Source organism: Streptomyces sp. NPDC059900 (assembly GCF_050270335.1).
In the GTDB taxonomy this organism is placed as follows: Bacteria; Actinomycetota; Actinomycetes; order Streptomycetales; family Streptomycetaceae; genus Streptomyces.
Window position 1 is genome coordinate 1 of record NZ_JBNNJZ010000072.1, and the last position, 26,437, is coordinate 26,437.

Genomic DNA, 26,437 nt, shown 5'->3' on the forward strand with positions numbered 1-26,437 from the left:
CTCCGCGCGCGGGGAGTACACCGGCGGCGTCATCGCCCCCGGCATCGAGATCTCCGTGGAGGCCCTGGGCGTGCGCGGCGCCCAGCTCCGCAAGATCGAGCTGGCCCGGCCGCGCAGCGTCATCGGCAAGAACACCGTGGAGGCCATGCAGTCGGGCATCCTGTACGGCTTCGCGGGCCAGGTCGACGGCGTCGTGCAGCGCATGGCCCGCGAACTGGCGGGCCCCGGCGGCGACCCCGACGACGTGACGGTCATCGCCACCGGCGGCCTCGCGCCCATGGTGCTCGGCGAGGCCTCGCTCATCGACGAGCACGAGCCGTGGCTGACCCTCATCGGCCTCCGTCTCGTATACGAGCGCAACGTCGCCCGGAGTTGAGCACTCCGCCCGCAGGCCCCGCGGGCGGCGGCTCATAACGGGCGGCTCATAAGCGGGGCTTGCGCGCACAACCCCGCGCCCCATACAAGAGTCAGCGCAGGGACGGGACTTGGGCAGGTTCGAGCGGGCGTGGAGAAAATGGGGCGTAGGGGAAGTCTGGTCGCAACAGCGGCGGCCGGAGTGCTGATCGGCCTCAGCGGGCCGGCCGCGACGGCGAGCGCGGCCACCGGGCCCGCCGACGGCCGTGCGGTGCATGCGGTGTCGTACGCGGGGGACTTGCACGCGGTGTCCCACGCCGCGCACCCGCGCGCGGGCAGCGCCGCTGACGGCCCCGGCGTGACCGTCGCGCCCACCGAGTCCGCCACCTCCAGTACGTCCCCGACATCCCGTACGGACGGTGCGGGCGGTGCGGACGCGGATGACTCCGCTCCCGGCGGCACCATCGCGGACACCGGTGCCGGCGTGCTGCCCTGGATCGCCGCGGGGGCGGCCGGAGCTCTGGGAGTCGGCGCGGTGGTCTTCGCGATGATCCGCCGCCGCTCGGAGTGAAGAGGCGGCCGGAGCCGGCGGCAGGAGCACCCGCGTCGGCGCCCGGATCACCCGCGTCGGCGGCAGGTTCACCGGAGTCTGCGGCGGGCGCAGAAGCCGCGACACAGACTGACGTTTAGCGGATTTTGTCCGTTTAACACGTATTGTCGGCTCATGCCCACGCCATACGGTTCTCGCGGCGGCATGGCCTTCGGTGCGGAGGAGCTGCGTGTGCTCCGCCGCGCTCTGGCCGTCGCCCTGCATCCCAGCCCCGTCTCCGACGCGGACGTCCAGGACTGCCTCCGCCTCGCCGCCGCCGTCGACGAAGCGGTGAGCGAGGGCGCCCGGCTCCGCGCCTTCCTGCTGGCCGATCTCGCCCGCTACCGGGCGGCCCTGCCCGGCACCGCGACCGGCTACCTCGCGCTCCTGGACGACGTCCTCGCCTCCGGCTACCAGCCGGGCGCCGACGACCTCGCCGCGCTGCGCGCCCTGCGCGGCAACCCGGTCGCCGCCGCCCTCCTCGACCGCTGCCGCACCGTCGCCGAACGGGCCGTACGCGCCCGCCTCGCGGGCCGCTCCCATACGGCAGTCCCGGCGCCCCGCCCCCTCGTCCCCGCCTCGCGCACGCGCCTGCTGGCCATCCCCGGCGGCCGGTCCGAGGGCGACGACCGGACGGAGCCCGCACCCAAGACACCGGGCGCCCCGCCGCAGAAACCGGCCGCGCCCGAACCGTCCCGCCCCGTGCCGACCCCGGCCGAGGTGTTCCCTCCCAAGCGCCGCCCGACGGACCCGCCGCACCAGCTCGCCGCGGGCTAGCTACTCTGGGGGGCATGGAATACGTCTCCGCGCTCCTGCCCCCCGTAGTGATGGCCGTGTTCTTCGGCGGTCTCATCGTGACGATCGTGAAGACCCAGGGCGGCGCCAACAAGGCCAAGGAGGACGCGGCCGTCGACGCCGTGATCGCCCGCGCCGAAGGCGCCCAGCAGACCCCCAAGGCCTGACCGGACCCCCGAGGTCCGCCCCGGCCCCCGGTGACCAGGGGTCACCACCCGCACACACTTGGCGTACGACTCGCTCACATTCCGAGTCGTACGCCCTTTTTGTTGGGGAAATAGCGCCTCCGCCACGTCCGTCATGGCATTAGTGACTTCTCCCACTATTGTTCTGGTGTGCCTCGCCCCTTGGGAGAACTCGAAGACTCAGTCATGACACGGGTGTGGAAGTGGAACCGCCCCGTGACCGTTCGAGAAGTCCTGGAAGACCTTCAGCAGGAACGGTCCATCGCGTACACCACCGTCATGACCGTTTTGGACAATCTTCATCAGAAGGGCTGGGTGCGCCGTGAAGCGGAAGGCCGCGCCTATCGATATGAGGCGGTCTCCACTCGGGCCGCCTACGCCGCCGCACTGATGAACGAAGCATGGTCGCGCAGTGACAACCCGGCCGCCGCTCTCGTCGCCTTCTTCGGGATGATGTCGGCACAACAGCGCGAAGCGCTCAGTGACGCCATGCGCATCATCGGCCCGGCCGCTCAAGCCTCCCTCTCCGAAGACTCCGCCACTCAAGCCCCCGAGAACCCCGGCGAGGCGGAGCCCGAAGCAGAGAGATAGCGTCCGGTCATGCCAGCAGAACCCCCTGAACTCAGCGCTAAAGCAGTCTCCGTACGCCGGGCGCGCACAGCCGATGTGCCGGTCGTACGCAACCTCCTCGACTCCTACGCCCGTCAGGGGATCCTGCTCGACAAAGCGACGGTCGCGCTTTACGAGTCCATCCAGGAGTTCTGGGTGGCCGAACGGGACGACAACGCCGAGGTCGTCGGCTGCGGCGCCCTGCACGTGATGTGGGAAGACCTCGCGGAAGTGCGCACTCTCGCGGTGAACCCCGATGTCAGGGGTGCCGGAGTGGGACACCAGGTGTTGGGGAAGTTGTTGCAGACGGCTCGCTGGCTCGGGGTACGCCGGGTTTTCTGTCTCACCTTCGAAGTCGAGTTCTTCGCGAACCACGGCTTCGTCGAGATCGGTGAGACACCTGTCGACGGAGATGTCTACAGCGAGCTGCTGCGTTCCAAAGACGAGGGAGTCGCGGAGTTCCTCGGCCTCGAACGAGTGAAACCGAACACCTTGGGCAACAGCCGGATGCTTCTGCATCTGTGATCGCCGCCGGTATTCCGGGCTGCCTGCTGCCCGGGTTCCCTATGTCCGAAACGCGCACGTTTCCCGGGTTCCCGGGGTGCCCGGTCTCTCCCGGGGGTTTGTGTTTTCCCAGCAAAAGCGGTTTGCTTTCCGACGTACTGCAGTACTGCATATAACAGGGGGCGGCGATTCTGCGGCTCGCGTCGTGCGATCCGGCCCTAAGTTATCGATGAAAGGAAATCCGGTGGCACAGAAGGTTCAGGTCCTTCTTGTCGATGACCTCGACGGTGGCGAGGCAGACGAGACCGTGACGTTTGCGCTGGACGGCAAGTCGTACGAGATCGACCTCACCACGTCGAACGCGGACAAGCTCCGTGGTCTTCTTGAGCCGTACCTCAAGGGTGGTCGTCGCACCGGTGGCCGTGGTTCGGCCGGGCGCGCCAAAGCTCGTGCTTCCGCCGCCGGCGGCGGTCAGGACACCGCGGCGATCCGTGCCTGGGCGAAGGAGAACGGTTTCGAGGTCAATGACCGCGGCCGCGTCCCGGCGTCCATTCGCGAGGCCTACGAGAAGGCCAACGGCTGACGACGGGTTCGTCCCAGCCGGACCCGGTGGCACTGCGTCGCCGCCGCGTCCACGAGTCGTACGAGACCGGAGCCCACGGCGGGATCGCCGTGCGGCGCGGTGCCACCCCCCACGCACGACAGGGACGGCAGTGCCGGCAGCGTCGGCTCCACCTCGCACCCGGGCTCCGGGGGTCGCAGCCATACGGCGGCCCCCTGCGAGCCGGACCACCCCGGAGGCGTGGGCGCGTCGGTCCGTCCGCCCGCCCCGACGGCCGTGAGGTCCAGCGGGATGCCGCCCCACTCCAGCCAGTCCAGGAGCCCCGGCAGCTCGTCGGCGCTCCCCGCGGACACGAAGAGCCGCATCGAGTCGCCCCGCAGAGCCACCGGAGCCTTCGGCCCGACGTGCCGCAGGGCGGCGAAACCGGCCTCGGCGGGCAGCTGCAGTACATCGAAGCGGAGCCCCGTCAGGAGCTGCACCGGCAGCCCCGGACGGCGTTCGGCGGTCGCCCAGCCGAGTTCGTTCGCGTACCACTGCCGCACCGGGTCGCTCGGATCGACCGGTGCGCGGGGCGGGGGAACGGTGATGGCCATGCCAGGAGCAACCGGCCGGAAGCCTCAAGGGTTACGCAGCGTGGTTCCGGGAATGCGCACAGTGGCCGGAAATGGGGCGTGGTGGCGTGTTCGGCGGCGCAAGGCTGTTCGCCCGTAGCGGAGGGAACCGGCGCGCGCCGCATGGAGTGTCAGTCCTTACGGGTAAGACATCCCTAGTGGGGAGGGGCGACACACGCGCGAGGCCGTCTCACGTTCGCCATCGGCGTAGCTGTGGTGAGGGTAAGTGCTTGGCCTGCGGGAACATCGTCTCGCACCATCGGGTTGGAGCAGTTGTCGGCGTTCGGGGTCAGGAGGCACCTCTTGTTCTCGGCCGGGTGTCGGCAGTTGGAATGAGCGGTCCCCGCTTGCGGGACTAAGCTGCGGAAGGACAGGGAGGGGACAGCCCCCTTACTGCCTGACCGCTCTGAGGAGCGATTAACGATGTTCGAGAGGTTCACCGACCGCGCGCGGCGGGTTGTCGTCCTGGCTCAGGAAGAAGCCCGGATGCTCAACCACAACTACATCGGCACCGAGCACATCCTCCTGGGCTTGATCCACGAGGGCGAGGGTGTCGCCGCTAAGGCCCTGGAGAGCCTCGGGATTTCGCTCGAGGCGGTCCGCCAGCAGGTGGAGGAGATCATCGGTCAGGGCCAGCAGGCCCCGTCCGGCCACATCCCCTTCACCCCCCGTGCCAAGAAGGTCCTGGAGCTTTCGCTCCGCGAGGCCCTTCAGCTGGGCCACAACTACATCGGCACGGAGCACATCCTGCTCGGCCTGATCCGCGAGGGCGAGGGCGTCGCCGCCCAGGTCCTCGTGAAGCTGGGCGCCGATCTCAACCGGGTGCGGCAGCAGGTCATCCAGCTGCTCTCCGGATACCAGGGCAAGGAGACCGCCACCGCAGGCGGTCCTGCGGAGGGCACGCCTTCCACGTCCCTGGTGCTCGACCAGTTCGGCCGGAACCTCACCCAGGCCGCTCGTGAGTCCAAGCTCGACCCGGTCATCGGGCGCGAGAAGGAGATCGAGCGGGTCATGCAGGTGCTGTCCCGCCGTACGAAGAACAACCCCGTGCTCATCGGCGAGCCCGGCGTCGGCAAGACCGCCGTCGTCGAGGGCCTGGCGCAGGCCATCGTCAAGGGCGAGGTGCCCGAGACGCTGAAGGACAAGCACCTCTACACGCTTGACCTCGGCGCGCTGGTCGCCGGTTCGCGCTACCGCGGTGACTTCGAGGAGCGCCTGAAGAAGGTCCTCAAGGAGATCCGCACCCGCGGCGACATCATCCTGTTCATCGACGAGCTCCACACCCTGGTGGGTGCCGGCGCCGCCGAGGGCGCGATCGACGCCGCGAGCATCCTCAAGCCGATGCTGGCGCGAGGCGAGCTGCAGACCATCGGTGCCACGACGCTGGACGAGTACCGCAAGCATCTGGAGAAGGACGCGGCCCTCGAGCGCCGCTTCCAGCCCATCCAGGTCGCGGAGCCGTCCCTGCCGCACACCATCGAGATCCTCAAGGGTCTGCGCGACCGTTACGAGGCCCACCACCGGGTCTCCATCACGGACGAGGCACTGGTGCAGGCCGCCACCCTGGCCGACCGGTACATCTCGGACCGCTTCCTGCCGGACAAGGCGATCGACCTGATCGACGAGGCCGGTTCCCGGATGCGCATCCGCCGGATGACCGCGCCGCCGGACCTCCGCGAGTTCGACGAGAAGATCGCGGGCGTGCGTCGCGACAAGGAGTCGGCCATCGACTCCCAGGACTTCGAGAAGGCGGCCTCTCTCCGCGACAAGGAGAAGCAGCTGCTCGCGGCGAAGGCCAAGCGCGAGAAGGAATGGAAGGCCGGCGACATGGACGTCGTCGCCGAGGTCGACGGCGAGCTCATCGCCGAGGTCCTCGCCACGGCGACCGGCATTCCGGTCTTCAAGCTGACCGAGGAGGAGTCCTCGCGTCTGCTGCGCATGGAGGACGAGCTCCACAAGCGGGTCATCGGCCAGAAGGACGCCATCAAGGCGCTTTCGCAGGCGATTCGTCGTACGCGTGCGGGTCTGAAGGACCCGAAGCGTCCCGGTGGTTCGTTCATCTTCGCCGGCCCGTCCGGTGTCGGTAAGACGGAGCTTTCCAAGACGCTCGCCGAATTCCTCTTCGGTGACGAGGACGCCCTGATCTCTCTCGACATGTCGGAGTTCAGCGAGAAGCACACGGTCTCGCGTCTCTTCGGTTCGCCGCCCGGATATGTCGGTTACGAAGAGGGCGGTCAGCTGACGGAGAAGGTCCGCCGCAAGCCGTTCTCGGTCGTCCTCTTCGACGAGGTCGAGAAGGCCCACCCGGATATCTTCAACTCGCTCCTGCAGATCCTGGAAGACGGTCGTCTGACCGACTCCCAGGGCCGTGTCGTGGACTTCAAGAACACGGTCATCATCATGACGACCAACCTCGGCACGCGTGACATCTCCAAGGGCTTCAACCTCGGATTCGCCGCGTCGGGTGACGTCAAGACGAACTACGAGCGCATGAAGACCAAGGTCAACGACGAGCTGAAGCAGCACTTCCGCCCGGAGTTCCTGAACCGTGTCGACGACACGGTGGTCTTCCACCAGCTCACCGAGGAAGACATCATCGAGATCGTCGATCTCATGATCGCCAAGGTGGACGAGCGTCTGAAGGACCGCGACATGGGCATCGAGCTCAGCGGTGACGCGAAGAAGCTGCTCGCCAAGAAGGGCTACGACCCGGTGATGGGCGCCCGGCCGCTGCGCCGGACGATCCAGCGCGAGGTCGAGGACGTCCTGTCGGAGAAGATCCTCTTCGGCGAGCTCCGCCCCGGCCACATCGTGGTCGTCGGCACGGAGGGTGAGGGCGACGAAGCCAAGTTCACCTTCCGCGGCGAGGAGAAGGCGGCGCTTCCGGATGTTCCGCCGATCGAGCAGGCCGCCGGCGGCGCCGGGCCTAACCTGAGCAAGGAGGCGTAGCCTCCGGCTCGGTTGGCAGGCTTAAAGGGGCTGCCCCGGATCGTTTCTACGGTCCGGGGCAGCCCCTTTTCGTTCTTGTCGGGCTGCGGGTGCTTCGTGGCTTGGCGCGCAGTTCCCCGCGCCCCTTACGGGGCCCTACGACGTGATCGTGACGCCCTCCGGGACGTTTCGTAGGCGGGGTAGGCGGGGGTTTACCCGTAGCACCGTCAGGTTCGGGAAGCGGGTGAGCCAGGAGACGTCCGTGTCGGCCAACTCGGCGGTGACCCACAGATGGGTCAGTTGCTCGTGCTCCAGCCCGTCCAGGAGCTCCTCGGTGGGCATGACGCCGACCAGCTGGATCCAGGGCCGCCCGCCGAGCTGCCGAAGGGCCGCGAGCTCGGCGGTGTCGGCCACGGGGTAGTAGAGGCCGACCGGGTCGAGATGGGCGATGATCTCGCGTGCGTACCGCTCCGTGTCGAAGTGCCGCCACGGGCGGACGAGTTCCATCCGGATGGACAGCGCCGAGCGGTGGCGCAGGCGGGCGAGGTAGTCGATGGCGGCGTCGTCCTGGACGCGGGTCGCCGTGATCGCCAGGAGCAGTGCCTGCTGGTCGCTGGGCACCTGTTCGGGGTCCGGCAGCTGTTCCAGGACGATGGGGCCGACCCAGCCGAGGCTGCGGGCGGCCAGCTCCGTCGTGGGGCGCACGAGGTTCTTCGTGCGATCGTGGACGAGCTGCTGCACCGCGGGGTCCAGCTCGGTGACGTGCTCCAGGCAGGCCGCGGCCATCAGCCGCCGGTGGTTCACGTGCGGGCGGCGCAGGTTCGGGGCGGCGGCCAGGAGCCGCTCCAGGAAGTCGGCGCACTCCTCGGGCCGCGCGTGGGCGGCGGCCATGCGGATGACCTCCTCCCACTCGGCGCGGTGCGCGTGCTCCACGAGCGTGTGGAACTGGCCGCGCGCCACTATCTCCTTGGCGGCGAGATAGTCCTGGAAGGTGCGGTGGATGAAGTCCACGGAGAGGCCGGACTGTTCGCGCAGCAGACCGGTCCGGTGCAGCAGATGGCGGAAGATCTTCTCGCCGTCGCCCTCGGCGCGCGCGGAGGGGATGGCGGGCAGCGCGCCGTCCAGGATGGCGACCACGCGCTGCCGCGGCAGCTCCGACACGCCCTCCTCGACCATCGCGTGGGCCAGTTTGCGCAGGAGCAGCTCCCGGGGGCCCTGCTGGAGGCGCACGTCGTCGGCGTACAGGACGTCGCGCTCGGGGTCGCGGCGCTGGAGGAGCATTTCCAGGGCGGCGTCGTACAGCTCCTTGCGGCCTTTGGGCAGCGAGCCCGAGCGGTCGCGGTTGAGGGCGCAGATCAGGCCGCACATCAGGGGGTTGGTGGCGAGCTGGCGCAGCTCGCGGTAGATCCGTACGGAGTGCAGGAGGCGCTGTTCGTACTCCTTCAGCTTGTCGCGGTCCGCCTGCTCCTTGCACTGCTCGTCGCTCATCGCCGCCGCGTGCCAGTCGTGGATGAAATGCGTGACCTGGTCGCGTGACATCGGCGCGAGGAAGAGTTCCTTGAAGCCCTCCTCGGCGAGGCGCTCCTGGGCGAGCCAGCCGTCCTCGACGGCGGAGGGCCGTGAGGTGACCAGACAGCCGTTGCCGGAGAAGATGCGCAGGAGGCGGCGCAGCTGGTTGCGCAGTTCGTCGCGGGTCTCCTCCGGGGCCTCGTCGATCCCGTCGACCAGGAGCACGGCGCGGCCCGCGAGGAGCGTGCGCACGACCCAGCCCTCCGGGGCCCGGTCGGCGAGGGGGTGGCGGATGGCGTGCAGGAAGTCGTCCGGGGCGGGGAAGCCCTCGCGGGCGAAGCGGCGTACGGGCAGGACGAAGGGCACCCGGGCGCCCTCGCGCGCAGCGGCCACGGCGAGCCACTGGATGAGGGTCGTCTTGCCCGAGCCCGCGACGCCGCGAAGCAGCACCCGCTCGTGGCCCTCCAGGGCCCGGTCGGCGAGCAGCACGGTCCGCGGCTCGCCCGGTACGCCGCTGCCGCTGCTCTCCTCGGCCTCCAGGCTGAGGTAGGTGTCCTCCAGGGGCCAGCGGTCCGGCGCGTTGGCGAGGTCCACGCCGACGATGGTGAGCCAGCCGTGCTGGCGTACGACCTCTTCGGCGTACGCGGACTCGAAGTCGCGGTCCTCCTGGGAGCGTTCGGGCTGCCGGGCCGCGGCCTCGGCGTCGTTCAGGTCGATCAGCTGGCGGATACGGCTCGCCCTCTCGGCCATGTGCCGCTGGATGTGCGGCGAGCGGCGGACGAAGTGGTACAGGACGTGCAGGCACACGGCCACGAGCAACTCGTCGTGGAACCAGGCCGCGTTGGGGGAGAGGGCACGGTCCGCGCCCTGCACGGCTCCCCTCAGGCGCCGCGCGTAGTCCTGCGGTCCCAGGCGTACGGCGTCCACGTCCGTCAGGTCCAGTTCCCCGATGGCGAGCAGCGTGCGCGTCAGCACGTCGACGACGGCGGCCAGCTCGGTCGTCGGGGCCGTGTGCGCCTCGGCTGCCATGTGCACGAAGTCCGCCGCCGTGCGGTGTACGTCGTCGGGCGTGGCCGGGGCGTCGGCGCCGCGCCAGGTGGTGAGGGCGGCGATCAGCTCGGGCGTGGCGGGCGGCAGCGGGGGAGGCAGGCGGATGAGCCGTTGTACCAGGGGTGCGGCCAGGGGGGAGGCAATGCGGACAACGGGCTCCATGGACATAGGGGGTCCCTGCGGGTGGGATTTCGTGTGTCGTGGAGAGTCAAGGGTAGGTCAACTCCGCCACGGTGGAGGGGTGATGAGTTCGATGCGGTCCGGCGCCTGCTGGGCCACCGCCTCGCCCACCTCAGAGGCCACATGGACCCTCTTGAGGTTCGGGAAGGCCGAGAGCCAGGCAAGCCCCTCGACGGGGTGGGACGCATCGAGGCCGAGCCGGGTGAGCCGGTCGCGCACGATGAGCTCGGTCAGGTCCTCGACGCGGTAGGCGCCGACGACCTGGATGTCCGCCCAGCCGCCGATGGCGCGCAGCGCGCGCAGGTCGTCGGTGTCGCGGACGGTGACCCTGGCCTGGCGCGGCAGGTGCGCCAGTATCTCGCGGGCGTAGAGCTCACGCTCGAAGCGCGGCCAGGCCGCGGCGAGGGTCCGCTGGACGTCCATGCTGGGGTGCTCGCGGAACTGGGTGAGGAAGTGCACCGCGGTCTCGCTGCCCAACTCGGCTGCCGTGCGCACCACGATGCGTGCCGTGAGGTCGTCGAGGTCCGCGGCGGGCGGCAGCAGCGAGAGCACGAGCTCGCCCCCGGCCCGGGCCAGCTCCTCGGCCTCGGCACCCGACCCCGGCGGCACGAGCAGTCGCACCCCGACCTCCACGAACGACCGGACGGCGGGCGCGACCTCCGCCGCGTACGGCATGCTGGCGGCGGCGAGCAGCTTGCCGCGCGGGGTGCCCTGCTCCACGAGCCGCCGCAGCATCTGCTCGGCCTCCTTGGGCCGGGCGTGGGCGACTGCGAGCAGGACCACGTCCTCCCACTGATCCTTGTCGGCGTTGCTCAGGAGCAGGTCGAAGTCCAGTTCCTGTACGGCGAGCCGGGACCCGAGATAGTCCTGGAACGTGCGGTGCAGGAAGTCGACGTGGCCGTCGGCGGGTTCGCGCAGCAGCCCGGACCGCAGCAGGAGCGAGGTGTAGACCTCCTCCGCGCTGCACTCCAGATTCAGCGAGGGGAGCGCCTGCGTGATGATGTGCAGCGCCTCCGTGCGGTACATCTCCGAGCGGCCGTTGCGGATGAGCCACCACGCGAGTCGTTGCAGCAGCTGAATCTGCGTGGCGTACGGGATGCGGACCCCGCCGGGGTCCTCCAGGCCCCGCTCCCGGTCCCGCCGTTCGAGCAGCATGGACAGGGCGGCCTCGTACAGGGACTTCCGGTCCTGGGGAAGGAAGCCGTTGCGGTCCCGGTGCAGGGCGCAGAGCATGCCGCACATCAGGGGGTTGGTGGCGAGGCGGTTCAGCTCGGGCGTGGTCCGTACGGACTGCAGCAGGGAGGCGCCGGTGGACTCGTCGGCTCCGGCGGCGTGGTGCCAGCGGCGTACGAAGGTGGCGACGTCGTGCCGGGACATCGGCGAGAGCGTGAGTTCGTTGAAGCCGGCGGCGGTCAGCCACTGCTCGGGGACGGCCGAGGGGCGGGATGTGACGAGCCACAGGTTGCCGGGGAAGGTCCTGGCCAGCTCGCGCAGCCACCGGCGGGCGGATTCGCGCCGGTCGCCGGCGATCTCGTCTATGCCGTCGACGAGGAGCACGCCGCGCCGGGCGCGCAGGACGCGTTCGACCCAGCCGGCGGGCTGCTCGCCCGCGACCGGGCAGGCGACGGCTTCGAGGAAGTTCCCGGGGATGGGCAGGTCCGCCCCCGGCCGCAGGATGCGCCGCATCGGCAGGACGAACGGCACGCGCCCGATGAGGTGCGAGAGCCCGTGCTCGTACGTCCGGCTCGCCGCCGTCACGGCGAGCCACTGGACGAGCGTGGTCTTGCCGGACCCGGCGACGCCGCGCAGCAGGACCTGGTCGTGCTGGGCGAGGACCTGCTCGGCGGGCAGCCCGCTGCCGCCGGGCCCGGCGCGCTCGCGGGTGGCCTCCAGGCTGAGGTAGGCGGTGTCGAGCGGCCACTCGCCCGTACCGGCGTCGAGTCCGTAGATCGTGAGGGTGCCGTGGCGCTCGGCGATGTGGGTGGCGTAGCGGGACTCGAAGGCGGCGTCCTCGGAGGACTGCGAGGGCAGGCGTTGCAGGAGGATGTCGGCGGTCTGTACGAGCCGGGCCAACTGCTGCGTCTGCGCGAGCTGTTGGCGGGCGACGAAGGTGGACCTCTGCGAGAAGAAGTTGAGGATGTGCAGGGAGGCGGTGTGCAGGAGCTGGTCGTAGAGGAGTTCGGCGTCGGCGGAGAGGCCGTAGGTGCTGATGTCCGTCGCCGTCCGCAGCCGGTCGGCGAACGCCCCGGGGCCCAGGGCGACGGCTTCGTAGTCCGCGATGGTGAGGGTGCCGAGGGCGCCCAGCGAATGGGCGAGGGCGTTCCTGACGGCGAGAGCTTCGTCGGCGTCGATGGGCTGCTCGATCGGCCCCGCGGCCTTGAGCGCCCGGCGCACGAGCTCGGCGGCGACCTTCTCGACGTCCTTCGCGGTGACACCGCGCTTCTCGCCGCTGAACGAGACGAGCGAGGCGATGCGCACCGGCTTGTCCACCAGGGCCGCGCCGGGCTGATCCGCCACGAAGAGCTTCTTGATGAGCGGCACGACGACGCCGGACGCGATGCGGGCACCTAGCGCGGTGGCTTCGACCATGGGTCGAGGGTAGGCGAAGTGGCCGTGGGCCGACGGTAGTTGAGAGGTAACTGACGCGCCGGGCGCCGATCGCAGGAAAATCTCGCCGGGGGGCGGTATGGGGGCGTGCGGAGCGGGACTTTCTTGCAATCGGCTGGGTCAGGGCGGCGGGGCGGCTGGGAGGCCGGGCGGCGGGGCGGCGGGCCGGGTCAGCCGAGCCGCGTGCCGTAGACGTTGTCGACCGTCAACGTAATCAGCACCCTGCGGTCGGAGACCATGACCCGGCGGTACTCGTCCCAGTCCGGGTGCTCGCCCGCAGCGGCACGGTAGTAGTCCACCAGCGCCTGGACCTCGGGCCCGTCCGGGTCGGCCCCGGGCCCGACAAGGGCGACGGCCCCCTCAGCGGTGGCCCAGGCCCGCCCATCGGCACTGGTCACCTCCAACGCGGCCCGCGGATCGCGCCGCAGATTCACGAACTTGGCGGTCTTGGCGGTCGTCGACACACGGATGATCCCTGCGGCGCGATCGTAGGAGGGCATCACGGGCGAGAGCTGCGGCATCCCGTTCGCCTTGATCGTCGCAAGCACACCGAGGCTGCTCTGCGCGAGGAGGGCGTGGGGGTCGAAGGGGGCGGGGGCGTCAGTCGTCATGCTGGGGCCAACTCGGCTTTGGGGGCGGGGTATTCCGGCTTGTGCGGGGCCGGACGGGTGATTCGCGCGGGCTGAGGAAGGCCTGGGCTCTTCAGCCCTCGATGCCGTCGATGGCCTCCTGGACCACGCGCGACAGGTCTTCCTCGCTGGGTACGAGTTCACGGTCGGCCGGCTTGAGCGTCGAGTAGGACGTCACGGCCATCGGATTGTTGCTGGCATCCAGGGCGAGCTGTACGGCTGCCTTGTTGTGATGTGCCCCGATGAGGAAGCCGATGGTCGCGTCGTCACGCTGCGGATCGCGGACGAGCTGGTCGACCACGCTGACGTAGAAGTTCAGCTTTCCGACGTGCTCGGGGCGCACATCCTTCGTCTTCAGCTCGAAGACGAAGTAACGGTGCAACTTCAGGTGGTAGAAGAGCAGATCGATGCGGAACTCGTCGCCGCCGATGACGACGGGGTACTGACGGCCGACGAAGGCGAATCCGACACCGAGCTCGGTGAGGAAACGGATCATGCCGGCGACGATCGCCTCTTCGAGTTCACGCTCGGCGTGCTGCTCGTCGAGCCCGAGGAAGTCGAGACGGTATGGGTCTCGCGCCAGCTCCTTGAGGACGTCCGAGCCTTCGGGGACGGTTGCCGCGAAATTGTTGGCGGCGGAGCCCTGGGTGAGATGCAGCTCCTGCTGGATGAAGCGGTCCAGGATGGCGCGGGACCATCCGTGGCGGACGGCTTCGGAAACGTAGAAGTCCAGCTCGGGGCGGGTTTTCAGCTTGTCCATCAGGGCGGTTACGTGGCCCCAGGGCAATTGTGCAACAGCCTGTTGCACAATTGGCTCCGGCCAGGTGCGGGCCATCTTGTGCATGTACATCAGGTTGCGGCGCGAGAAGCCGCGCTGGCTCGGGAAGGCCGTCTTGAGGTCCGCGGCCAGCCGGACCACGACTTTGGTACCCCAGCCCTCCCGCTCCTGACGGGCGAGGATCAGCTTCCCGATCTGCCAGTACATCTGGATCAGCTCGGTGTTCACGGCCCGCTGGGCTCTGACGCGTGCGCCTGCGACGGTCTCTTTGACCTCGCCCAGGAGGTCGCTGTACCAGGACGGCAGGGTGTTCGGGTGCGGCTGGACGGGGACGGTGGCCCCCGGCGCGGAGTCGGGCTTGGTCCCGGCTTTGGCCTCGGCGTTCTTGCGCATGGGGCCGAGACTTGCGTACGGGGCCTTTACAGGTGGGCAGTTGGTGTCATGTCACCCGTATGGATGGCTGGGTGATCACGGGGTGGGGAGCGCGTACCTCGATGCGGGAGGGGAGGGCGTCCAAGTCTGATACCTGGTGGGCGCTGATCGTGAGGTGCCTCAGGGCGGAGAGGCGGGCCAAGGGGGCGACGCTGACCTGTGCGCGGGCGGAGAGTCCGTAGACGGAGAGGCGCGTGAGGCCGGGGAAGAGTCTCGTGACGTGAGATACCGCCGATGCCCAGTCGAAGCCCTCGTACATCAGGGACAGCTCCGTCACGCCGGGCAAGGTCATTCCGGCCGGTGCGTGGGTGAGGCCGCTGGAGGTCAGGTCGAGGCGGATGAGGTGAGTCAGGCGCGTGAGAGCCACCCAGGTCGCCGCTGAGCCGGGATGGTCGGTCTCACCGAAGATGACCCACTCCAACTTCTGCCATTTGTCCAAGACGTGCAGGTCGTGCACGGCGCGTGCGGAGTCCCATACTCCGAGCGTGCGCAGCGGAGCTTCGGCGGGGATCAAGTCGAGGCTCCAGGGCTCGCTGATGTCGGTGAGACGAAGCTGGTCCAGGTTGCGCAGCCCGTGGCGCGCCTCGGCGGAGAGACGGCCGGGCGGCACCTTCAGGTTCAGGAAGGTGGGAGTGCAAGCCGCGATCAGGCGGGAGGCCGCGGTGGGGGAGACGGTCTCGCGGATGTCCAGGAGCTTCGGACGGATTCCCAGCCGCTCCAACTCCATTACCTGGTCGGCGCTTCGGAGTGTGAAGTACGTTTCCCCGTCGTCCAGTTGGGTGATGACCGCTTCCGCGTACCTGCGGCAGTCGTAGCGACTCCACCCCCACATGAGCTGGCTGTGTACGGCGAGCGCGGGGTGGCGCGCGAAGCGTGCGAGGAAGGGGATCGCGGCGTCCGAGGGGATGCTCGTCGCGGTGATCGCGACGTTACTGGCCTCCTGCTCGTTCAGCCCGTCCGGACCCGGCAGCAGGTCCAGGACCATGGGGCCGACCGCCGCCAGCTCGCGGGCGGCCTCCGCGCTGCGCGGCGGAATCACCTCGGCCACCCGCAGCTCCACCTGCTCCCGCACCTCGGGCGCCAGCTCGGCCGCGTGCTCCAGGCAGGCGGCGGCCAGCAGATGTACTCGTACCCGCGCCCGTTCTTCGGCGTGGCGGTCTCCGAAGGTCAGCAGATCACCGAGGATTTCCGCCCTCTCGCGGGGCCGCGCATGCGCCACCGCCATGCGGATGACGTCCTCCCATTGATCGTCCGCCCCATGGCGTGCGAGCACGCCGAAGTCGCCCTCGTCGACCGCCGCCCGTGCGCCCAGGAAATCCTGGAACGTGCGGTGGATGAAGTCGACCGTTCCGGGAGCGGGCTCGCGGAGGAGACCGCTGCGGTGGAGAAAATGCTCGAAGACCGCCTTGGCGTCGCCGAGCGCCGCCACCTCCGGAACCGAGGGGAGCGCGTCCGTGATGATCGCATCCGCCCGTGAACGGTCCATGGTCGTACGGCCGTTGCGGATCAGCCAGTAGGCGAGGCGCTGGAGGAGTTGCAGCTGCGGCTCCTCCCGGAGTTCGGGTATGTCCATGTGCCGTTCGCGGTCGCGGCGGATCAGGAGCATGGACAGGGCCGCCGTGTAGAGGTCCTTGCGGCCGAGGGGGAGGAAACCCCTGCGGTCGCGGTGCAGCGCGCAGATCAGCCCGCACATCAGGGGGTTGGTGGCCAGCAGGCCGAGGTCGGGCTTCGCGTGCACCGCGTCGAGGAGCTGGCTCTCGTACGCGACGAGTGCGGCGTCCTCGTCCGCCGCACCCGTGCGTGCGGCCACGTGCCAGCGGCTGATGAACGCCGCCGCGTCCTCCCGGCTCATCGGGGAGAGCGTGAGTTCGGTGAAGTCCTCCTCGGAGAGCCAGTCCTCGCGCACGGCCGAGGGACGGGACGTGACCAGCCAGCGGTTGCCGGGATAGGCGTCGATCAGGTCGCGCAGCCACACGCGGGTGCGGGAGCGCTCGGCGTCGGGGATCTCGTCGATGCCGTCGACCAGGACCAGGGCTCGCCCCGCCGTCAGGACACGGGACTCCCAGCCGCCGGGCTGCGTACCGGCCAGCGGGCAGTCGACCGCGGAGAGGAAGTCCTTGGGGGCGGGCAGGCGCTCGCCGTGGCGGGTGAGCGTGCGCAGGGGGAGGACGTAGGGGATGTGGTCGTAGAGGTACGTCATGCGGTCCTCGTCCGGGGCCGAGCGCGCGGCACTCACCGCCAGCCACTGCACCAGCGTCGTCTTGCCGGAGCCCGCCTCGCCGCGCAGGAGCACGCGGTCGTGGTCTGCCAGCGCGCGGTCGGCGGGGCGGGGAGTCGGGGCAGGCTCGGTGCCCTGGTCCGCCCACTGCGCGATCCGGGGGCTCGTCCTGGCCAGGACGTCGGCGATCTCCCGGTCAGCCGATGGGTACCGGTCCGCTCGCTCCGTCGCCTCCAGCGACATGTACGCCGCGTCCAGCGGCCACCGCCCCGATGAATTCGCCAGATCGATCCCGTAGATCGTCAGCTTCCCGTGCTTCTTCGCGACGTACGCGAGGTATCGACGCTCGAAGGCCGCATCCTGAGCCCCCTGGCGCGGAGTGCGGGCGAGTAGCTCGTCGACTTTCGCGATGAGCTCGTCCTGGTTCCGGCTCTGGTCGACGAGTGTTGCCGCGACGAAGGTGGAGCGCTGCGTGAAGAACTGCAGGATGTGCAGACAGGCCCACTCGGTGATCGAGTCGAGGAAGAAGGCGGCGTCGGCGGAGAGGCCGGCGGACGACGCGCTGTAGATGAGGGAGCGGGCCAGCTTCCGGTGGCCGAGGCGGACGGCCTGGACGTCGTCCATGTCGAGGTCGCCGAGGGTCAGGAGCGCGCGGGCCAAGGCGTCCGTGACCGCGTCCGCCTCGTCGGGCGGGAAGGGAGGTTCGCCCGGCGAGGAAAGGGAGCCCGCAACCAGCTCCCCCGCGAGGCGCCGCACATCTCGCTCCGTGAGGGTCCGCTTCTCGCCCCGGAAAGAAATGAGGCCCGCAAGCCGCACCGGCTTGTCCACCAGCCCCGCGCCCGGCCCCTCCCGTACGAACAGCTTCTTGATCAGAGGGGCTACGGCGCCGGAGGCGAGGCGGGTGCCAATGACCGCGGGATCCATGCGCCGCAGCGTAGCGCCGGTCACATTCCACAGGTTGTTGATCTCGGGGGCCGGTGACATGACGCACAGGCGTTATGTCCGGTACTAGGCGGAATAGTGGGGGCGCGTGGAGGGGGTGTCGGGACCTTCGGCACGCAACCCCCGGGACCTTGGGTGCGTCGGCGGGTGTCGTTCGCCGGACGTGCCAGTGGGGGCCGAAGATGCCCTTTCGAAGTGGGGTTAAACCCGGTTCCGAGCAGCAATTCCGGCAAGTAGTTGAAGGGAGAATTGTCGGGATTTGTCGGTGTCAAGAGGTCGAAAGAGGGGCGGTTTGCTACGGCTTTAGGTAGTAGATGGGGTGTTTGAGCAGCGGCCGGGGGGCGGGTTACCAAGGTGGGGCCCCGGCGGAAACGCAGCGAAGCGTGTGCCGGGTCCCTTTGTGTCCCAGTCCCACGTGCCACGCAGCGACAGCCACGCAGCGACAGCGGCGGTGTCACGTACACGCTCCCCATCCCGGAGGTCATCCGCCATGTCGAAGCGCGCCACGTCCACCCAGTCCGGCCTGTCCCTGCTCCGTACGCGGACGGCCGTCGTCACCGTCGCCGCCGCCGGGCTCGGCGCCTCGGCCGTTCTCGGCACCGGCATCGCCGCTGCCGCCGACGCCAAGGGCGGCGCGCTGCCCGGCGTCTCCGCGAACTCGGTCTCGGCTCAGGCCGACGCGCAGGCCAAGGCCGCCGGCAAGGCGAAGCAGGCCGCGGCCAAGGCCAAGCAGGCCGCCGCCAAGAAGGCCGCCGGCTGGCAGGACCCGGTCGACAAGTACACCCTCTCCGCGTCCTTCGGGCTCGGCGGCAACATGTGGTCCAGCAAGCACTCCGGCCAGGACTTCGCCGTGTCCATCGGCACCTCCGTCGAGGCCGTGCACAACGGCACCGTCGTCAAGGCCGGCGGCAACGGCGCCGGTGACGGCCCCGCGTACGGCAACGCCATCGTGATCAAGCACGACAACGGCACGTTCTCGCAGTACGCGCACCTGTCGAAGATCGACGTACGCGTCGGCCAGACCGTCGGCACGGGCCAGCACATCGCCGCCTCCGGCAACACCGGCAACTCCAGCGGCCCGCACCTGCACTTCGAGATCCGTACGACCCCGAACTACGGCTCGGCGGTCGACCCGGTCGCGTTCCTGCGCTCCAACGGCGTCAGCGTCTGACCCAGAAGCTGTAGCCCTCAGGCGCCTTCGTGCGCCTGTGTCACCAGATCGATGGCGACCTCGAGGATGGCCTTGCGCTTCTCCTCGGGGTCGCCTTCGACGTCCTTGAGCACGAACATCCCGCCGTGCATCGTGAACAGCGCGCTGAAGCAGCGCACCTGCGTCGTCATCGGCGTACCCGGCTCCCTGAGGATGTCGAGCAGGCCGATCATGCGGTCCTTGAAGGTCTCGCCCGTCTTCAGGTCCCGCATCGTCGCCTGGTTCTCCTGCATGAAGCGGAAGAGCGGGGCCGCGTCCTTGAGGATCTCGCTGTAGCGGGTCAGGATCGTCCGCTTGGTCTCCAGCGTGCGCGGCTGCTCCTTGCCCCACTCCATCAGCTCGTCGATGGGCCTGGTCATGTCCTCGAAGATGCTGGTCAGGATGTCTTCTTTGGTCTTGAAGTGGTAGTAGAGCGCCGCCTTCGTGACCTCCAGACGCTCCGCGATCTCGCGCAGTGACGTCTTCTCGTACCCCTGCTCGGCGAAGAGTTCGAGGGCCACGTCCTGGATGCGCTGGCGGGTGTCCCCGCGGCGCTGCTGCTTGCCCGTGACCATGTCTTGCTCCTCGACTCCCTCGACTCGAATCCTTGGACCCGACTTTACTTACTTGACGCCCGGCTAGTTAGGGGTCTACTTTCCCTCAGTGTAGTCAACTTGCCGGTCGGCAAGTAAGTAGGAGCACGAAGTGGGTAACCGGGGAGTGGGGAACATGGCCGAGACAGAGATACAGCCGGGGGAGCAGGCGAAACCTGCCGGGACGGAGAAGGAAGCGCCGCAGTCGCGCAGCGTGCGCGTCGTGATGATGGCGCTGATGGTCACCATCCTGCTCGCGATGCTCGACAACATGATCGTGAGCCCCGCGATGCCGACGATCGTCGGCGACCTCGGCGGCATCGAGCACCTGTCGTGGGTCGTCACCGCCTACATGCTGGCGACCGCGGCCTCGACCCCCATCTGGGGCAAGCTCGGCGACATGTACGGGCGCAAGGGCGTCTTCCTCACCTCCATAGTGATCTTCCTGCTCGGTTCCGTGCTCAGCGGAATGGCGCAGGACATGGGCCAGCTGATCGGCTTCCGTGCCGTACAGGGACTCGGCGCCGGCGGTCTGATGGTCGGCGTCATGGCGATCATCGGTGAGCTCGTCACGCCGCGGGAGCGCGGCAAGTACATGGGCATGATGACCGGCGTCATGGCGGTCGCCATGATCGGCGGACCGCTCGTCGGCGGCACCATCACCGACCACCTCGGCTGGCGCTGGGCCTTCTACATCAACCTGCCGCTCGGCGTCGTCGCGCTCGCCATGGTCACCGCGGTCCTGCACCTGCCGAAGAAGAAGGCGAAGGGACGCATCGACTACCTCGGTGCGGCGCTGCTCACCGTGGGCATCAGCTCGCTCGTGCTCGTCACCACGTGGGGCGGTACGGAGTACGCCTGGGGCTCGACCGTGATCATGGAGCTCATCGCGATCGGCGTCGTGGCGCTCATCGGCTTCGTCATCGTGCAGAAGAAGGCCGCCGAACCGATTCTGCCGCTGCACATCTTCCGCAGCCTCAACTTCACGCTGATGTCGGTGATCGGCTTCCTCACCGGGTTCGTGATGTTCGGCGCGATGCTGTTCCTGCCGCTCTACCAGCAGGCCGTGCAGGGCGCTTCGGCCACCAACTCCGGCCTTCTGCTCCTGCCGATGCTGCTCTCGATGATGGTCGTCTCGTTCTTCTCGGGACGGTTCACCACCTCGACCGGCAAGTACAAGATCTTCCCGATCGCCGGCACCGTACTGATGGTCGTCGGGCTGTTCCTGCTCTCGCAGATGGACACGGACACCACGCGGTTCACCTCGGGCCTCTACATGGCGGTGCTCGGCGCGGGCATGGGCTGCCTGATGCAGATCACCATGCTGGTGGCGCAGAACAGCGTCGAGATGAAGGACATGGGCGTCGCGTCGTCCTCGGCCACGCTCTTCCGTACGCTCGGCTCCTCGTTCGGCGTCGCGATCATGGGCGCGCTCTTCAACAGCCGGGTCGAGGACACGATGTCCGAGCGCGCCGGGCAGCTCGGCGGCAAGGTCACCGAGCAGTCGGCGCAGCTGGACGCGGACAGTCTTTCGAAGCTGGCTGCGCCGGTGCGGGACGCCTATCAGCACGCGGTGTCCGCCGGTACGCACTCGGCGTTCCTGCTGGGGGCGGTCATCGGGCTCGCCGCGCTTGTCGCCGCGCTGTTCGTCCGGGAGGTTCCCCTGCGGGGGGCCGGGCCCAAGGACTCCTCGCCCTCCGCTCCTGAGGGGGACAAGACTGCCGGGGATGCGGCTGGGGACGCCGCGCCCGGGCCGCGGGACGCGGTTGCAGAGGCCGTCTGACCTGCGGTCCTGCTTCCCCGGCTCAACGGGCCCCCGGCACCTTCTGGTGCCGGGGGCCCGTTGCCGTTGGTGCTGCCGCCCTGTCTGTCCCGTGCTCCGCGGCTTCGGTGTTGTGCCCACCCGTTCCGCCCTGCGGAACGCCTGCCCACAACGGAAACAGCAGTGCGGAACGCCTGCCCACGACGGGCACGGGCAGGCCTTCCGCAAGGCACCCCGTGACGGAGGCGGCGGTTACTGGTACTTCTTCGGGAGTTGCAGCGTTACTGGTACTTCTTCGGGAGTTGCAGCATCGGGAAGCTGCCCGTGTTCGTCGGGGCGTGTTCCGGGAGCCAGAGGACCGCCACCGCGCCCTCCGCCGGGTCGTCGGGTCCCGCCCCCGCGGGCGCCACGTTGCGGAACGTGAGCCGGGCGCCGAGCACCCGCGCCTGGCCCGCGGCGATCGTCAGACCCAGGCCGTGGCCGACGCCCGCGCGGTCCGTGCTGCCGGTACGGAAACGGCTCGGCCCCTCCGCGAGGAGACCCGCGGGGAAGCCCGGCCCGTGGTCGCGGACCCGCACCACGCGGCCCTCGACACTGACCTCGACCGGCGGTTTGCCGTGCTTGGCCGCGTTGGCGAGGAGGTTGCCCAGGATGCGCTCGAGGCGGCGCGGGTCGGTGGTGACCTCCGACTCGTGCACCACCGTCACGCTCACCTCCGAGTTCAGCGCCGCGATCCGCCGCGTCACGAACTCGCCGAGCATCAGATCCTGCAACTCGGCACGCTCGGCCGCGCTGTCCAGACGGGCCACTTCCAGTACGTCCTCGACGAGCGTGCGCATCGCCTGCGCCCGGTCCCTGACCAGCTCCGTCGGGCGGCCGGGCGGCAGCAACTCGGCCGCGGTGAGCAGCCCCGTCACCGGCGTACGCAACTCGTGCGCGATGTCGGCCGTCACCCGCCGCTCGGCTTCGAGACGCTGCTTGAGCGCGTCCGCCATCGCGTCCACCGAGCGCGCCAGGTCATCGGTCTCATCGCGTACGACACCGCCGATGGCATCTCGTACGCTGACGTCCGTCTGCCCCCTGGCCACCTCCCGCGCCGCGGTCGCCGCCTTGCGCAGGCGCCGCGAGAGCTGGCCGCCGATCAGCACGCCGAGCGCGCAGCCGCCGAAGACCACCGAGATGGAGCCGATGACCAGGGCCTGGTCGAGGTCCTTCATGACGGTGGCGCTGCGGTCGGTGAAGCGGGTGTGCAGCGACAGGATGTGGCCGTCGCTCAGCGGCACCGCCGCCCAGATGTCAGGCACCCCGCCGTCGTGCTCCTCGACGTAGGTCGCACGGCGCCCCGCGAGGACCTTGGCGAGGAGTTCCTTGGGCATCTCCGGATCGTCGATCTTCATGCCGAACTGCGACGTGCGCCCGGACGTCTCGTAGATCCGCTGGGCGTAGAGGATCCGCTCGTCCTGCACGTCGCGCGCGTTGTCGAGCATCGATACGCGCGCCGCGTTGTGCACGACCAGGCTCAGCGCGATCGCGACGAGCGCCCCCACGAGCGCGATCGCCGCGCTGATCTTCCAGCGCACGCCGGTGCGCAGCCGGGGGCCGAACGCCGCGCGGAGGCGGGCGCGCAGCGCGGCCACCTTGCCTCTGCTCATATACGCCCCCCGGGGTGCGCCGTTCAGGTCGGCAGGGCCCGGCAGCCCGGCCGTGCCGTTCAGTTCAGCCATGCCGCCGGCTCACGCCTTGAGCTTGTAGCCGAAGCCGCGGACCGTCTCGATGCGGTCCTGGCCGACCTTCGTACGAAGACGCTGCACATGGACGTCCACGACGCGGGTGTCGCCGCCCCAGCCGTAGTCCCACACGCGCTCCAGAAGCTTGTCGCGGGAGAGCACCGTGCCGGGCGCGGACGAGAATTCGAGCAGCAGGCGCATCTCGGTCGGGGTAAGGGCCACCGTCGCGCCGTCCTTGCGGACCTCCATGCCCTCCGTGTCGATCTCCAGATCGCCGAAGTGCAGGACACCGCCGTCCGGCGAGCCGCCCTCACCGGCGGCGGGCGCCCCCGACTCGGGACCGCTCGCGTGCCCGAAACGGCGCAGCACGGCGCGGATCCTGGCCACCAGGACGGCGCCGTCGAAGGGCTTGGTCACGTAGTCGTCGGCCCCCGCCTCCAGGCCGAGTACGACGTCGATGGAGTCCGCACGCGCCGAGAGCATGATCACCGGGACCGTCGACTCGTCGCGGATGCGGCGGCACAGCGAGACGCCGTCGAGGCCCGGCACCATCACGTCGAGCAGCGCGATGTCCGGGCGGTTCGCGCGGAACGCCTCCAGGCCCTGCAGGCCGTCGGGCATCGCGGTGACGACGAACCCGTCCCGTTCGAGCGCGAGCTGCGTCGCCTCGCGGATGACGTCGTCATCCTCGACGAACAGGACATGGGTGTGCTCTGCCATCGGGGGCTTCCAGTTCTCTCAGTTCTCCGTGGGAGCGGGGGCATCGCTGCCCGCCGCGCTGCTGTAGTGATTGCGGATGCGGTCCGTCTCCCTGAAGTGGTTCGCCGCCCACTCGTACGTGATGACGACCTCGCCCGAGGGATACGACACCGGATCATCCTCCGCGTACAGCTGCTTGGTGATCACCAGGTCGCCCCGGTCGATCTCCGCGTAGACGGGTGGCTCCTCGTCCTGGAAGACATTCTCGTACTTCTTGCCCTCGGTGCGATACACGAAGGTGCTGGTGCCGACCGCATCGCCGCAGGTCATGATGTTCACGACGACATCGGACGCGGATCCTCCGGTCAGGTTGCCGTACGAGACGTCGACCGGGTACTCGTCGGCGACGCAGGGCTTCAGGTCGCGCTTGACCGCCTGGCTCACCTTCGGGTCGTCCTTGACGAGCTTCACCGCTTCGGCGGTGGACGGCGGCGAGGGCGCGGACGCCTCGGAGGGCGTGGGGGACGCCGACGGGGTCATCACCGTCTCGCCCCGGTTGCCGGGGCCCTCGTCCCTGGCGCCGGAGCCGCCGGTCGAGCAGGCGGTGAGCAAAAGGCCGATGGCGGCGAGCGCGACCCCTGCCGCACTCCCCGCCCGCATCGTCCTGCCAGCCCGGGGGCTTAGGCCGCGCAACGCTCCCGCTCCTCACGTTCGAGCGCGCCGGTGGCGGGCTCATCGCGGTCCCGGCTCTCCAGCTCCTGGCGGAGCCGGGCGAGCGCCCGGTGCAGGGTGCTCTTGACCGTTCCCGCGGACATGCCGAGTGCCGCGGCCGTCTCCTCTGTGGACATCTGCTCCCAGTGTCGCAGCACGACGACGCTGCGCTGCTTGGGAGCGAGCACCTTCATGATGTCCATCAGGAGGGCGCGGTCCGCGTGCTGTTCCGTGGAGTCTTCCACGGACGCGTCGGGCAGCTGCTCGGTGGGGACCTCTTCGAGCTTGCGGGCCCGCCACCACTCCGTACGCGTGTTGATCATGACGCGGCGCAGATAGGCGTCCGCGAGCCGCTTGTCGGCTATGCCGTCCCAGCGGCCGTACGTCCGCACGAGCGCGGTCTGGAGCAGGTCCTGGGCGTCGACGGGGTCGGGGACCAGGCGCCGGGCACTGCGCAGCAGGGCGTCCTGCCGAGTGCGGACGTACTCTTCGAACTCGAGCACCTCACCGTGCGCCATACCTAACCGCCTCCGTTCACCGACCACCGCTTGTGCGGTACGGATATGAAGCTACGGAGGCGTTGTCACGAGGCTGTGCGGAGCAGCCAGCGGAGGGCGCACGGCCTTCCGTCGGTTGTGTAACAGAAGTAGGCGGGACGTAAAGCCGGGCGCTTCTCGGTTCCTTCTGCGGTCCTCTGAGGTCTTCTGACGCCTTCTCAGGTCAGGGGGAGGCGGTAGAGCCCCTCGGGGAGCGGCTCGACGAGCCCGTCCGCGACAAGCCCGTCAAGCGCGCGGGCCCGCTGCACCGGCTCGTCCCACACCCGGTCGAGGGTCGCCTGCGGTACGGGCGCCACGGCCTCCCGGAGCACCGCGAGCAGCTTGCCGCGGACCTGGCGGTCCGTGCCCGCGTACGTCTGGCCACGGCGGGCCGGCCCCTGGTGCGCCGGTTTCCCCGCCGCCTGCCACGCGCACTGCTGCGCGATGGGGCAGCGGGCGCAGTTCTCGTTCTTGGCGGTGCAGACGAGGGCGCCGAGTTCCATGGACGCGGCGGCCCAGCGGGACGCGGTGTGCTCGTCCTCGGGGAGGAGAGCGCGGGCGAGCTTGCGCTCGGCGGCGGTGGTGGCGTTCGGGGGGTACTGGACGCCGGTGACGGCGCGCGCGAAGACGCGGCGCACGTTGGTGTCGAGCACGGCGTGCCGCTGCCCGTACGCGAACGACGCCACGGCCGCGGCGGTGTACTCGCCGATGCCGGGCAGCGCGAGCAGCTGCGCGTGCTTGGCGGGTACGTCGCCGCCGTGCCGTTCCGTTATGGCGACGGCGGCGCCGTGCAGCCGCAGGGCGCGGCGGGGGTAGCCGAGGCGTCCCCAGGCGCGGACTGCTTCGCCGGGGGCTTCCTTGGCGAGGTCGGCGGGGCGGGGCCAGCGGGCGATCCACTGCTCGTACACGGGCAGGACGCGGCTGACCGGCGTCTGCTGCAGCATGAACTCACTGACCATCACGCCCCAGGGCCCGGCGTCGGTCCGACGCCACGGCAGGTCGCGGGCGTTCGCGTCGAACCAGGCGATGACGGAACTGTGCAGGGCCTCGCCGGCGGGCTCTGGAGTGTCTGACATGGGCACGGGCATGGGCGGCATGGGCTTCGTGGGCGCAGTCATGGCATGACGATCCTGCCATGTGGCCACCGGACGCCGGGCCAGGCGGGGCCTTCTCGGCTCGGTTTCGCCCGGTGGGGGGTGGGCTGATTGGCGTGGCGTTTCGGCTGCGAGTGGGCGGGGTGTTTCGGCTGCGAGTGGGCGGGGCGTGCTGCGGTGCTGGTCCGTGGGTGGGTGCGGGGCCGCGTCGGTATGTCCGTCCTCGCCATCGGGTGGGCGCCGTCTGGTTGCTTCGGTGCCGGAGTGTTGCGAACCGTGCTCCGGGCGGAAATACCGACGCGTCCCCTCGCGAGCGCTTCCGGCTGCGGGTCGTCGTGCGTGCTGCGGCCGTGCTTCGTGGGTGGGTGCGGGGCCGCGTCGGTATGTCCGTCCTCGCCATCGGGTGGGCGCCGTCTTGTTGCTTCGGCTGGGGAGTGGTGCTTGCCGTGCTCCGGGCGGAAATACCGACACGTCCCCTCGCGTCTCGATGCCGGGTGCGGGGGCGTGGGGGGCGGGCTCCCTTCCCCGGGGGTGCGTTTCTGCCGCCGACGTCCGTCGCTGCGGGCAGCAGGTGGTGCTGTGGGGCAGTCGTGTGGGTGGGTGGGAGAGCTTTGGGGGTGAGGACCTGACGATCGGCAGGGGTG

At 69.7% G+C, this 26,437-nt stretch carries 22 protein-coding genes; 10 read left to right on the forward strand and 12 right to left on the reverse strand.

The window, feature by feature from the left end; all coding sequences use genetic code 11:
• From ACQKIP_RS13620 to ACQKIP_RS13650, 7 genes are all read left to right on the forward strand, one after another.
• Positions 1-376 (forward strand): type III pantothenate kinase (locus ACQKIP_RS13620; RefSeq protein ID WP_427743032.1); only part of this gene is annotated, 376 nt, incomplete at its 5' end.
• Positions 377-514: 138 nt separating this feature from the next.
• On the forward strand, positions 515-925 hold the full coding sequence (locus ACQKIP_RS13625; RefSeq protein ID WP_365858812.1) for a hypothetical protein: 411 nt from the start codon (positions 515-517) through the stop codon (positions 923-925).
• A gap of 183 nt (positions 926-1,108) precedes the next feature.
• Positions 1,109-1,720, forward strand: coding sequence for a hypothetical protein (locus ACQKIP_RS13630; protein ID WP_365859423.1), 612 nt, complete (start codon positions 1,109-1,111; stop codon positions 1,718-1,720).
• A gap of 14 nt (positions 1,721-1,734) precedes the next feature.
• Positions 1,735-1,905, forward strand: a complete 171-nt coding sequence (locus tag ACQKIP_RS13635) for a hypothetical protein (RefSeq protein WP_365858810.1) — start codon at positions 1,735-1,737, stop codon at positions 1,903-1,905.
• Between the two features lie 168 nt (positions 1,906-2,073).
• Entirely contained in the window at positions 2,074-2,514 is a 441-nt protein-coding gene (locus tag ACQKIP_RS13640; RefSeq protein WP_365858808.1) for a BlaI/MecI/CopY family transcriptional regulator, read from the forward strand.
• Between the two features lie 9 nt (positions 2,515-2,523).
• On the forward strand, positions 2,524-3,057 hold the full coding sequence (locus ACQKIP_RS13645) for an amino-acid N-acetyltransferase (RefSeq protein ID WP_365858806.1): 534 nt from the start codon (positions 2,524-2,526) through the stop codon (positions 3,055-3,057).
• A gap of 223 nt (positions 3,058-3,280) precedes the next feature.
• A complete protein-coding gene (locus ACQKIP_RS13650) occupies positions 3,281-3,619 on the forward strand; it encodes a histone-like nucleoid-structuring protein Lsr2 (protein WP_361191134.1) in 339 nt (112 codons plus the stop codon).
• On the opposite strand, the gene ACQKIP_RS13655 is transcribed toward ACQKIP_RS13650, so the two are convergent.
• Positions 3,598-4,191: an SCO3374 family protein gene (locus ACQKIP_RS13655; RefSeq protein ID WP_365858804.1), complete on the reverse strand. Its 594-nt coding sequence runs from the start codon at positions 4,189-4,191 to the stop codon at positions 3,598-3,600. The two genes, ACQKIP_RS13650 and ACQKIP_RS13655, sit on opposite strands and share 22 nt — an antisense overlap.
• A 441-nt stretch (positions 4,192-4,632) precedes the next feature.
• On the opposite strand from ACQKIP_RS13655, the gene ACQKIP_RS13660 reads away from it, so the two are divergent.
• Positions 4,633-7,158, forward strand: coding sequence for an ATP-dependent Clp protease ATP-binding subunit (locus tag ACQKIP_RS13660; RefSeq protein ID WP_361191139.1), 2,526 nt, complete (start codon positions 4,633-4,635; stop codon positions 7,156-7,158).
• 135 nt (positions 7,159-7,293) lie between these two features.
• On the opposite strand, the gene ACQKIP_RS13665 is transcribed toward ACQKIP_RS13660, so the two are convergent.
• The 5 genes from ACQKIP_RS13665 to ACQKIP_RS13685 all read right to left on the reverse strand — a co-directional run bounded on the left by ACQKIP_RS13665 (position 7,294) and on the right by ACQKIP_RS13685 (position 17,464).
• Positions 7,294-9,858, reverse strand: coding sequence for an NACHT domain-containing protein (locus ACQKIP_RS13665; protein WP_365858802.1), 2,565 nt, complete (start codon positions 9,856-9,858; stop codon positions 7,294-7,296).
• A 57-nt stretch (positions 9,859-9,915) separates the two neighbouring features.
• On the reverse strand, positions 9,916-12,465 hold the full coding sequence (locus ACQKIP_RS13670; RefSeq protein ID WP_365858800.1) for an NACHT domain-containing protein: 2,550 nt from the start codon (positions 12,463-12,465) through the stop codon (positions 9,916-9,918).
• 188 nt (positions 12,466-12,653) lie between these two features.
• Positions 12,654-13,094, reverse strand: a complete 441-nt coding sequence (locus ACQKIP_RS13675; protein ID WP_365858798.1) for a PPOX class F420-dependent oxidoreductase — start codon at positions 13,092-13,094, stop codon at positions 12,654-12,656.
• A gap of 91 nt (positions 13,095-13,185) precedes the next feature.
• Positions 13,186-14,283 (reverse strand): PDDEXK nuclease domain-containing protein, encoded by a 1,098-nt coding sequence (locus ACQKIP_RS13680; RefSeq protein WP_365858796.1) that lies wholly within the window; start codon positions 14,281-14,283, stop codon positions 13,186-13,188.
• A 46-nt stretch (positions 14,284-14,329) separates the two neighbouring features.
• Positions 14,330-17,464 (reverse strand): NACHT domain-containing protein, encoded by a 3,135-nt coding sequence (locus ACQKIP_RS13685; protein WP_365858794.1) that lies wholly within the window; start codon positions 17,462-17,464, stop codon positions 14,330-14,332.
• Positions 17,465-17,972: 508 nt separating this feature from the next.
• On the opposite strand from ACQKIP_RS13685, the gene ACQKIP_RS13690 reads away from it, so the two are divergent.
• Complete coding sequence (locus ACQKIP_RS13690) at positions 17,973-18,653, forward strand: M23 family metallopeptidase (protein ID WP_365858792.1); 681 nt, start codon at positions 17,973-17,975, stop codon at positions 18,651-18,653.
• A gap of 17 nt (positions 18,654-18,670) precedes the next feature.
• On the opposite strand, the gene ACQKIP_RS13695 is transcribed toward ACQKIP_RS13690, so the two are convergent.
• Complete coding sequence (locus tag ACQKIP_RS13695) at positions 18,671-19,246, reverse strand: TetR/AcrR family transcriptional regulator (protein ID WP_365858790.1); 576 nt, start codon at positions 19,244-19,246, stop codon at positions 18,671-18,673.
• Positions 19,247-19,400: 154 nt separating this feature from the next.
• On the opposite strand from ACQKIP_RS13695, the gene ACQKIP_RS13700 reads away from it, so the two are divergent.
• Positions 19,401-21,047, forward strand: a complete 1,647-nt coding sequence (locus tag ACQKIP_RS13700) for an MDR family MFS transporter (RefSeq protein ID WP_427743038.1) — start codon at positions 19,401-19,403, stop codon at positions 21,045-21,047.
• A gap of 260 nt (positions 21,048-21,307) precedes the next feature.
• Here ACQKIP_RS13700 and cseC read toward each other — a convergent pair whose 3' ends face one another.
• From cseC to ACQKIP_RS13725, 5 genes are all read right to left on the reverse strand, one after another.
• On the reverse strand, positions 21,308-22,750 hold the full coding sequence (gene cseC, locus ACQKIP_RS13705; RefSeq protein WP_427743040.1) for a two-component system sensor histidine kinase CseC: 1,443 nt from the start codon (positions 22,748-22,750) through the stop codon (positions 21,308-21,310).
• Between the two features lie 9 nt (positions 22,751-22,759).
• A complete protein-coding gene (cseB, locus tag ACQKIP_RS13710) occupies positions 22,760-23,473 on the reverse strand; it encodes a two-component system response regulator CseB (protein ID WP_365858788.1) in 714 nt (237 codons plus the stop codon).
• Between the two features lie 18 nt (positions 23,474-23,491).
• Complete coding sequence (locus ACQKIP_RS13715; protein ID WP_365858787.1) at positions 23,492-24,112, reverse strand: hypothetical protein; 621 nt, start codon at positions 24,110-24,112, stop codon at positions 23,492-23,494.
• A gap of 20 nt (positions 24,113-24,132) precedes the next feature.
• Positions 24,133-24,681, reverse strand: coding sequence for a SigE family RNA polymerase sigma factor (locus ACQKIP_RS13720; protein ID WP_361191168.1), 549 nt, complete (start codon positions 24,679-24,681; stop codon positions 24,133-24,135).
• A 197-nt stretch (positions 24,682-24,878) separates the two neighbouring features.
• A complete protein-coding gene (locus tag ACQKIP_RS13725) occupies positions 24,879-25,817 on the reverse strand; it encodes an A/G-specific adenine glycosylase (RefSeq protein WP_365858784.1) in 939 nt (312 codons plus the stop codon).
• Positions 25,818-26,437: the final 620 nt, after the last annotated feature.

Coding starts and splice junctions, on each gene's coding strand:
- ACQKIP_RS13625 (WP_365858812.1), top strand. CDS start 515: ATGGGGCGTAGGGGAAGTCTGGTCGCAACAGCGGCGGCCGGAGTGCTG.
- ACQKIP_RS13630 (WP_365859423.1), top strand. CDS start 1,109: ATGGCCTTCGGTGCGGAGGAGCTGCGTGTGCTCCGCCGCGCTCTGGCC.
- ACQKIP_RS13635 (WP_365858810.1), top strand. CDS start 1,735: ATGGAATACGTCTCCGCGCTCCTGCCCCCCGTAGTGATGGCCGTGTTC.
- ACQKIP_RS13645 (WP_365858806.1), top strand. CDS start 2,524: ATGCCAGCAGAACCCCCTGAACTCAGCGCTAAAGCAGTCTCCGTACGC.
- ACQKIP_RS13655 (WP_365858804.1), bottom strand. CDS start 4,191: ATGGCCATCACCGTTCCCCCGCCCCGCGCACCGGTCGATCCGAGCGAC.
- ACQKIP_RS13660 (WP_361191139.1), top strand. CDS start 4,633: ATGTTCGAGAGGTTCACCGACCGCGCGCGGCGGGTTGTCGTCCTGGCT.
- ACQKIP_RS13665 (WP_365858802.1), bottom strand. CDS start 9,858: ATGGAGCCCGTTGTCCGCATTGCCTCCCCCCTGGCCGCACCCCTGGTA.
- ACQKIP_RS13670 (WP_365858800.1), bottom strand. CDS start 12,465: ATGGTCGAAGCCACCGCGCTAGGTGCCCGCATCGCGTCCGGCGTCGTC.
- ACQKIP_RS13675 (WP_365858798.1), bottom strand. CDS start 13,094: ATGACGACTGACGCCCCCGCCCCCTTCGACCCCCACGCCCTCCTCGCG.
- ACQKIP_RS13680 (WP_365858796.1), bottom strand. CDS start 14,283: ATGCGCAAGAACGCCGAGGCCAAAGCCGGGACCAAGCCCGACTCCGCG.
- ACQKIP_RS13685 (WP_365858794.1), bottom strand. CDS start 17,464: ATGGATCCCGCGGTCATTGGCACCCGCCTCGCCTCCGGCGCCGTAGCC.
- ACQKIP_RS13690 (WP_365858792.1), top strand. CDS start 17,973: ATGTCGAAGCGCGCCACGTCCACCCAGTCCGGCCTGTCCCTGCTCCGT.
- ACQKIP_RS13695 (WP_365858790.1), bottom strand. CDS start 19,246: ATGGTCACGGGCAAGCAGCAGCGCCGCGGGGACACCCGCCAGCGCATC.
- ACQKIP_RS13700 (WP_427743038.1), top strand. CDS start 19,401: ATGGCCGAGACAGAGATACAGCCGGGGGAGCAGGCGAAACCTGCCGGG.
- cseC (WP_427743040.1), bottom strand. CDS start 22,750: ATGGCTGAACTGAACGGCACGGCCGGGCTGCCGGGCCCTGCCGACCTG.
- cseB (WP_365858788.1), bottom strand. CDS start 23,473: ATGGCAGAGCACACCCATGTCCTGTTCGTCGAGGATGACGACGTCATC.
- ACQKIP_RS13715 (WP_365858787.1), bottom strand. CDS start 24,112: ATGCGGGCGGGGAGTGCGGCAGGGGTCGCGCTCGCCGCCATCGGCCTT.
- ACQKIP_RS13720 (WP_361191168.1), bottom strand. CDS start 24,681: ATGGCGCACGGTGAGGTGCTCGAGTTCGAAGAGTACGTCCGCACTCGG.
- ACQKIP_RS13725 (WP_365858784.1), bottom strand. CDS start 25,817: ATGACTGCGCCCACGAAGCCCATGCCGCCCATGCCCGTGCCCATGTCA.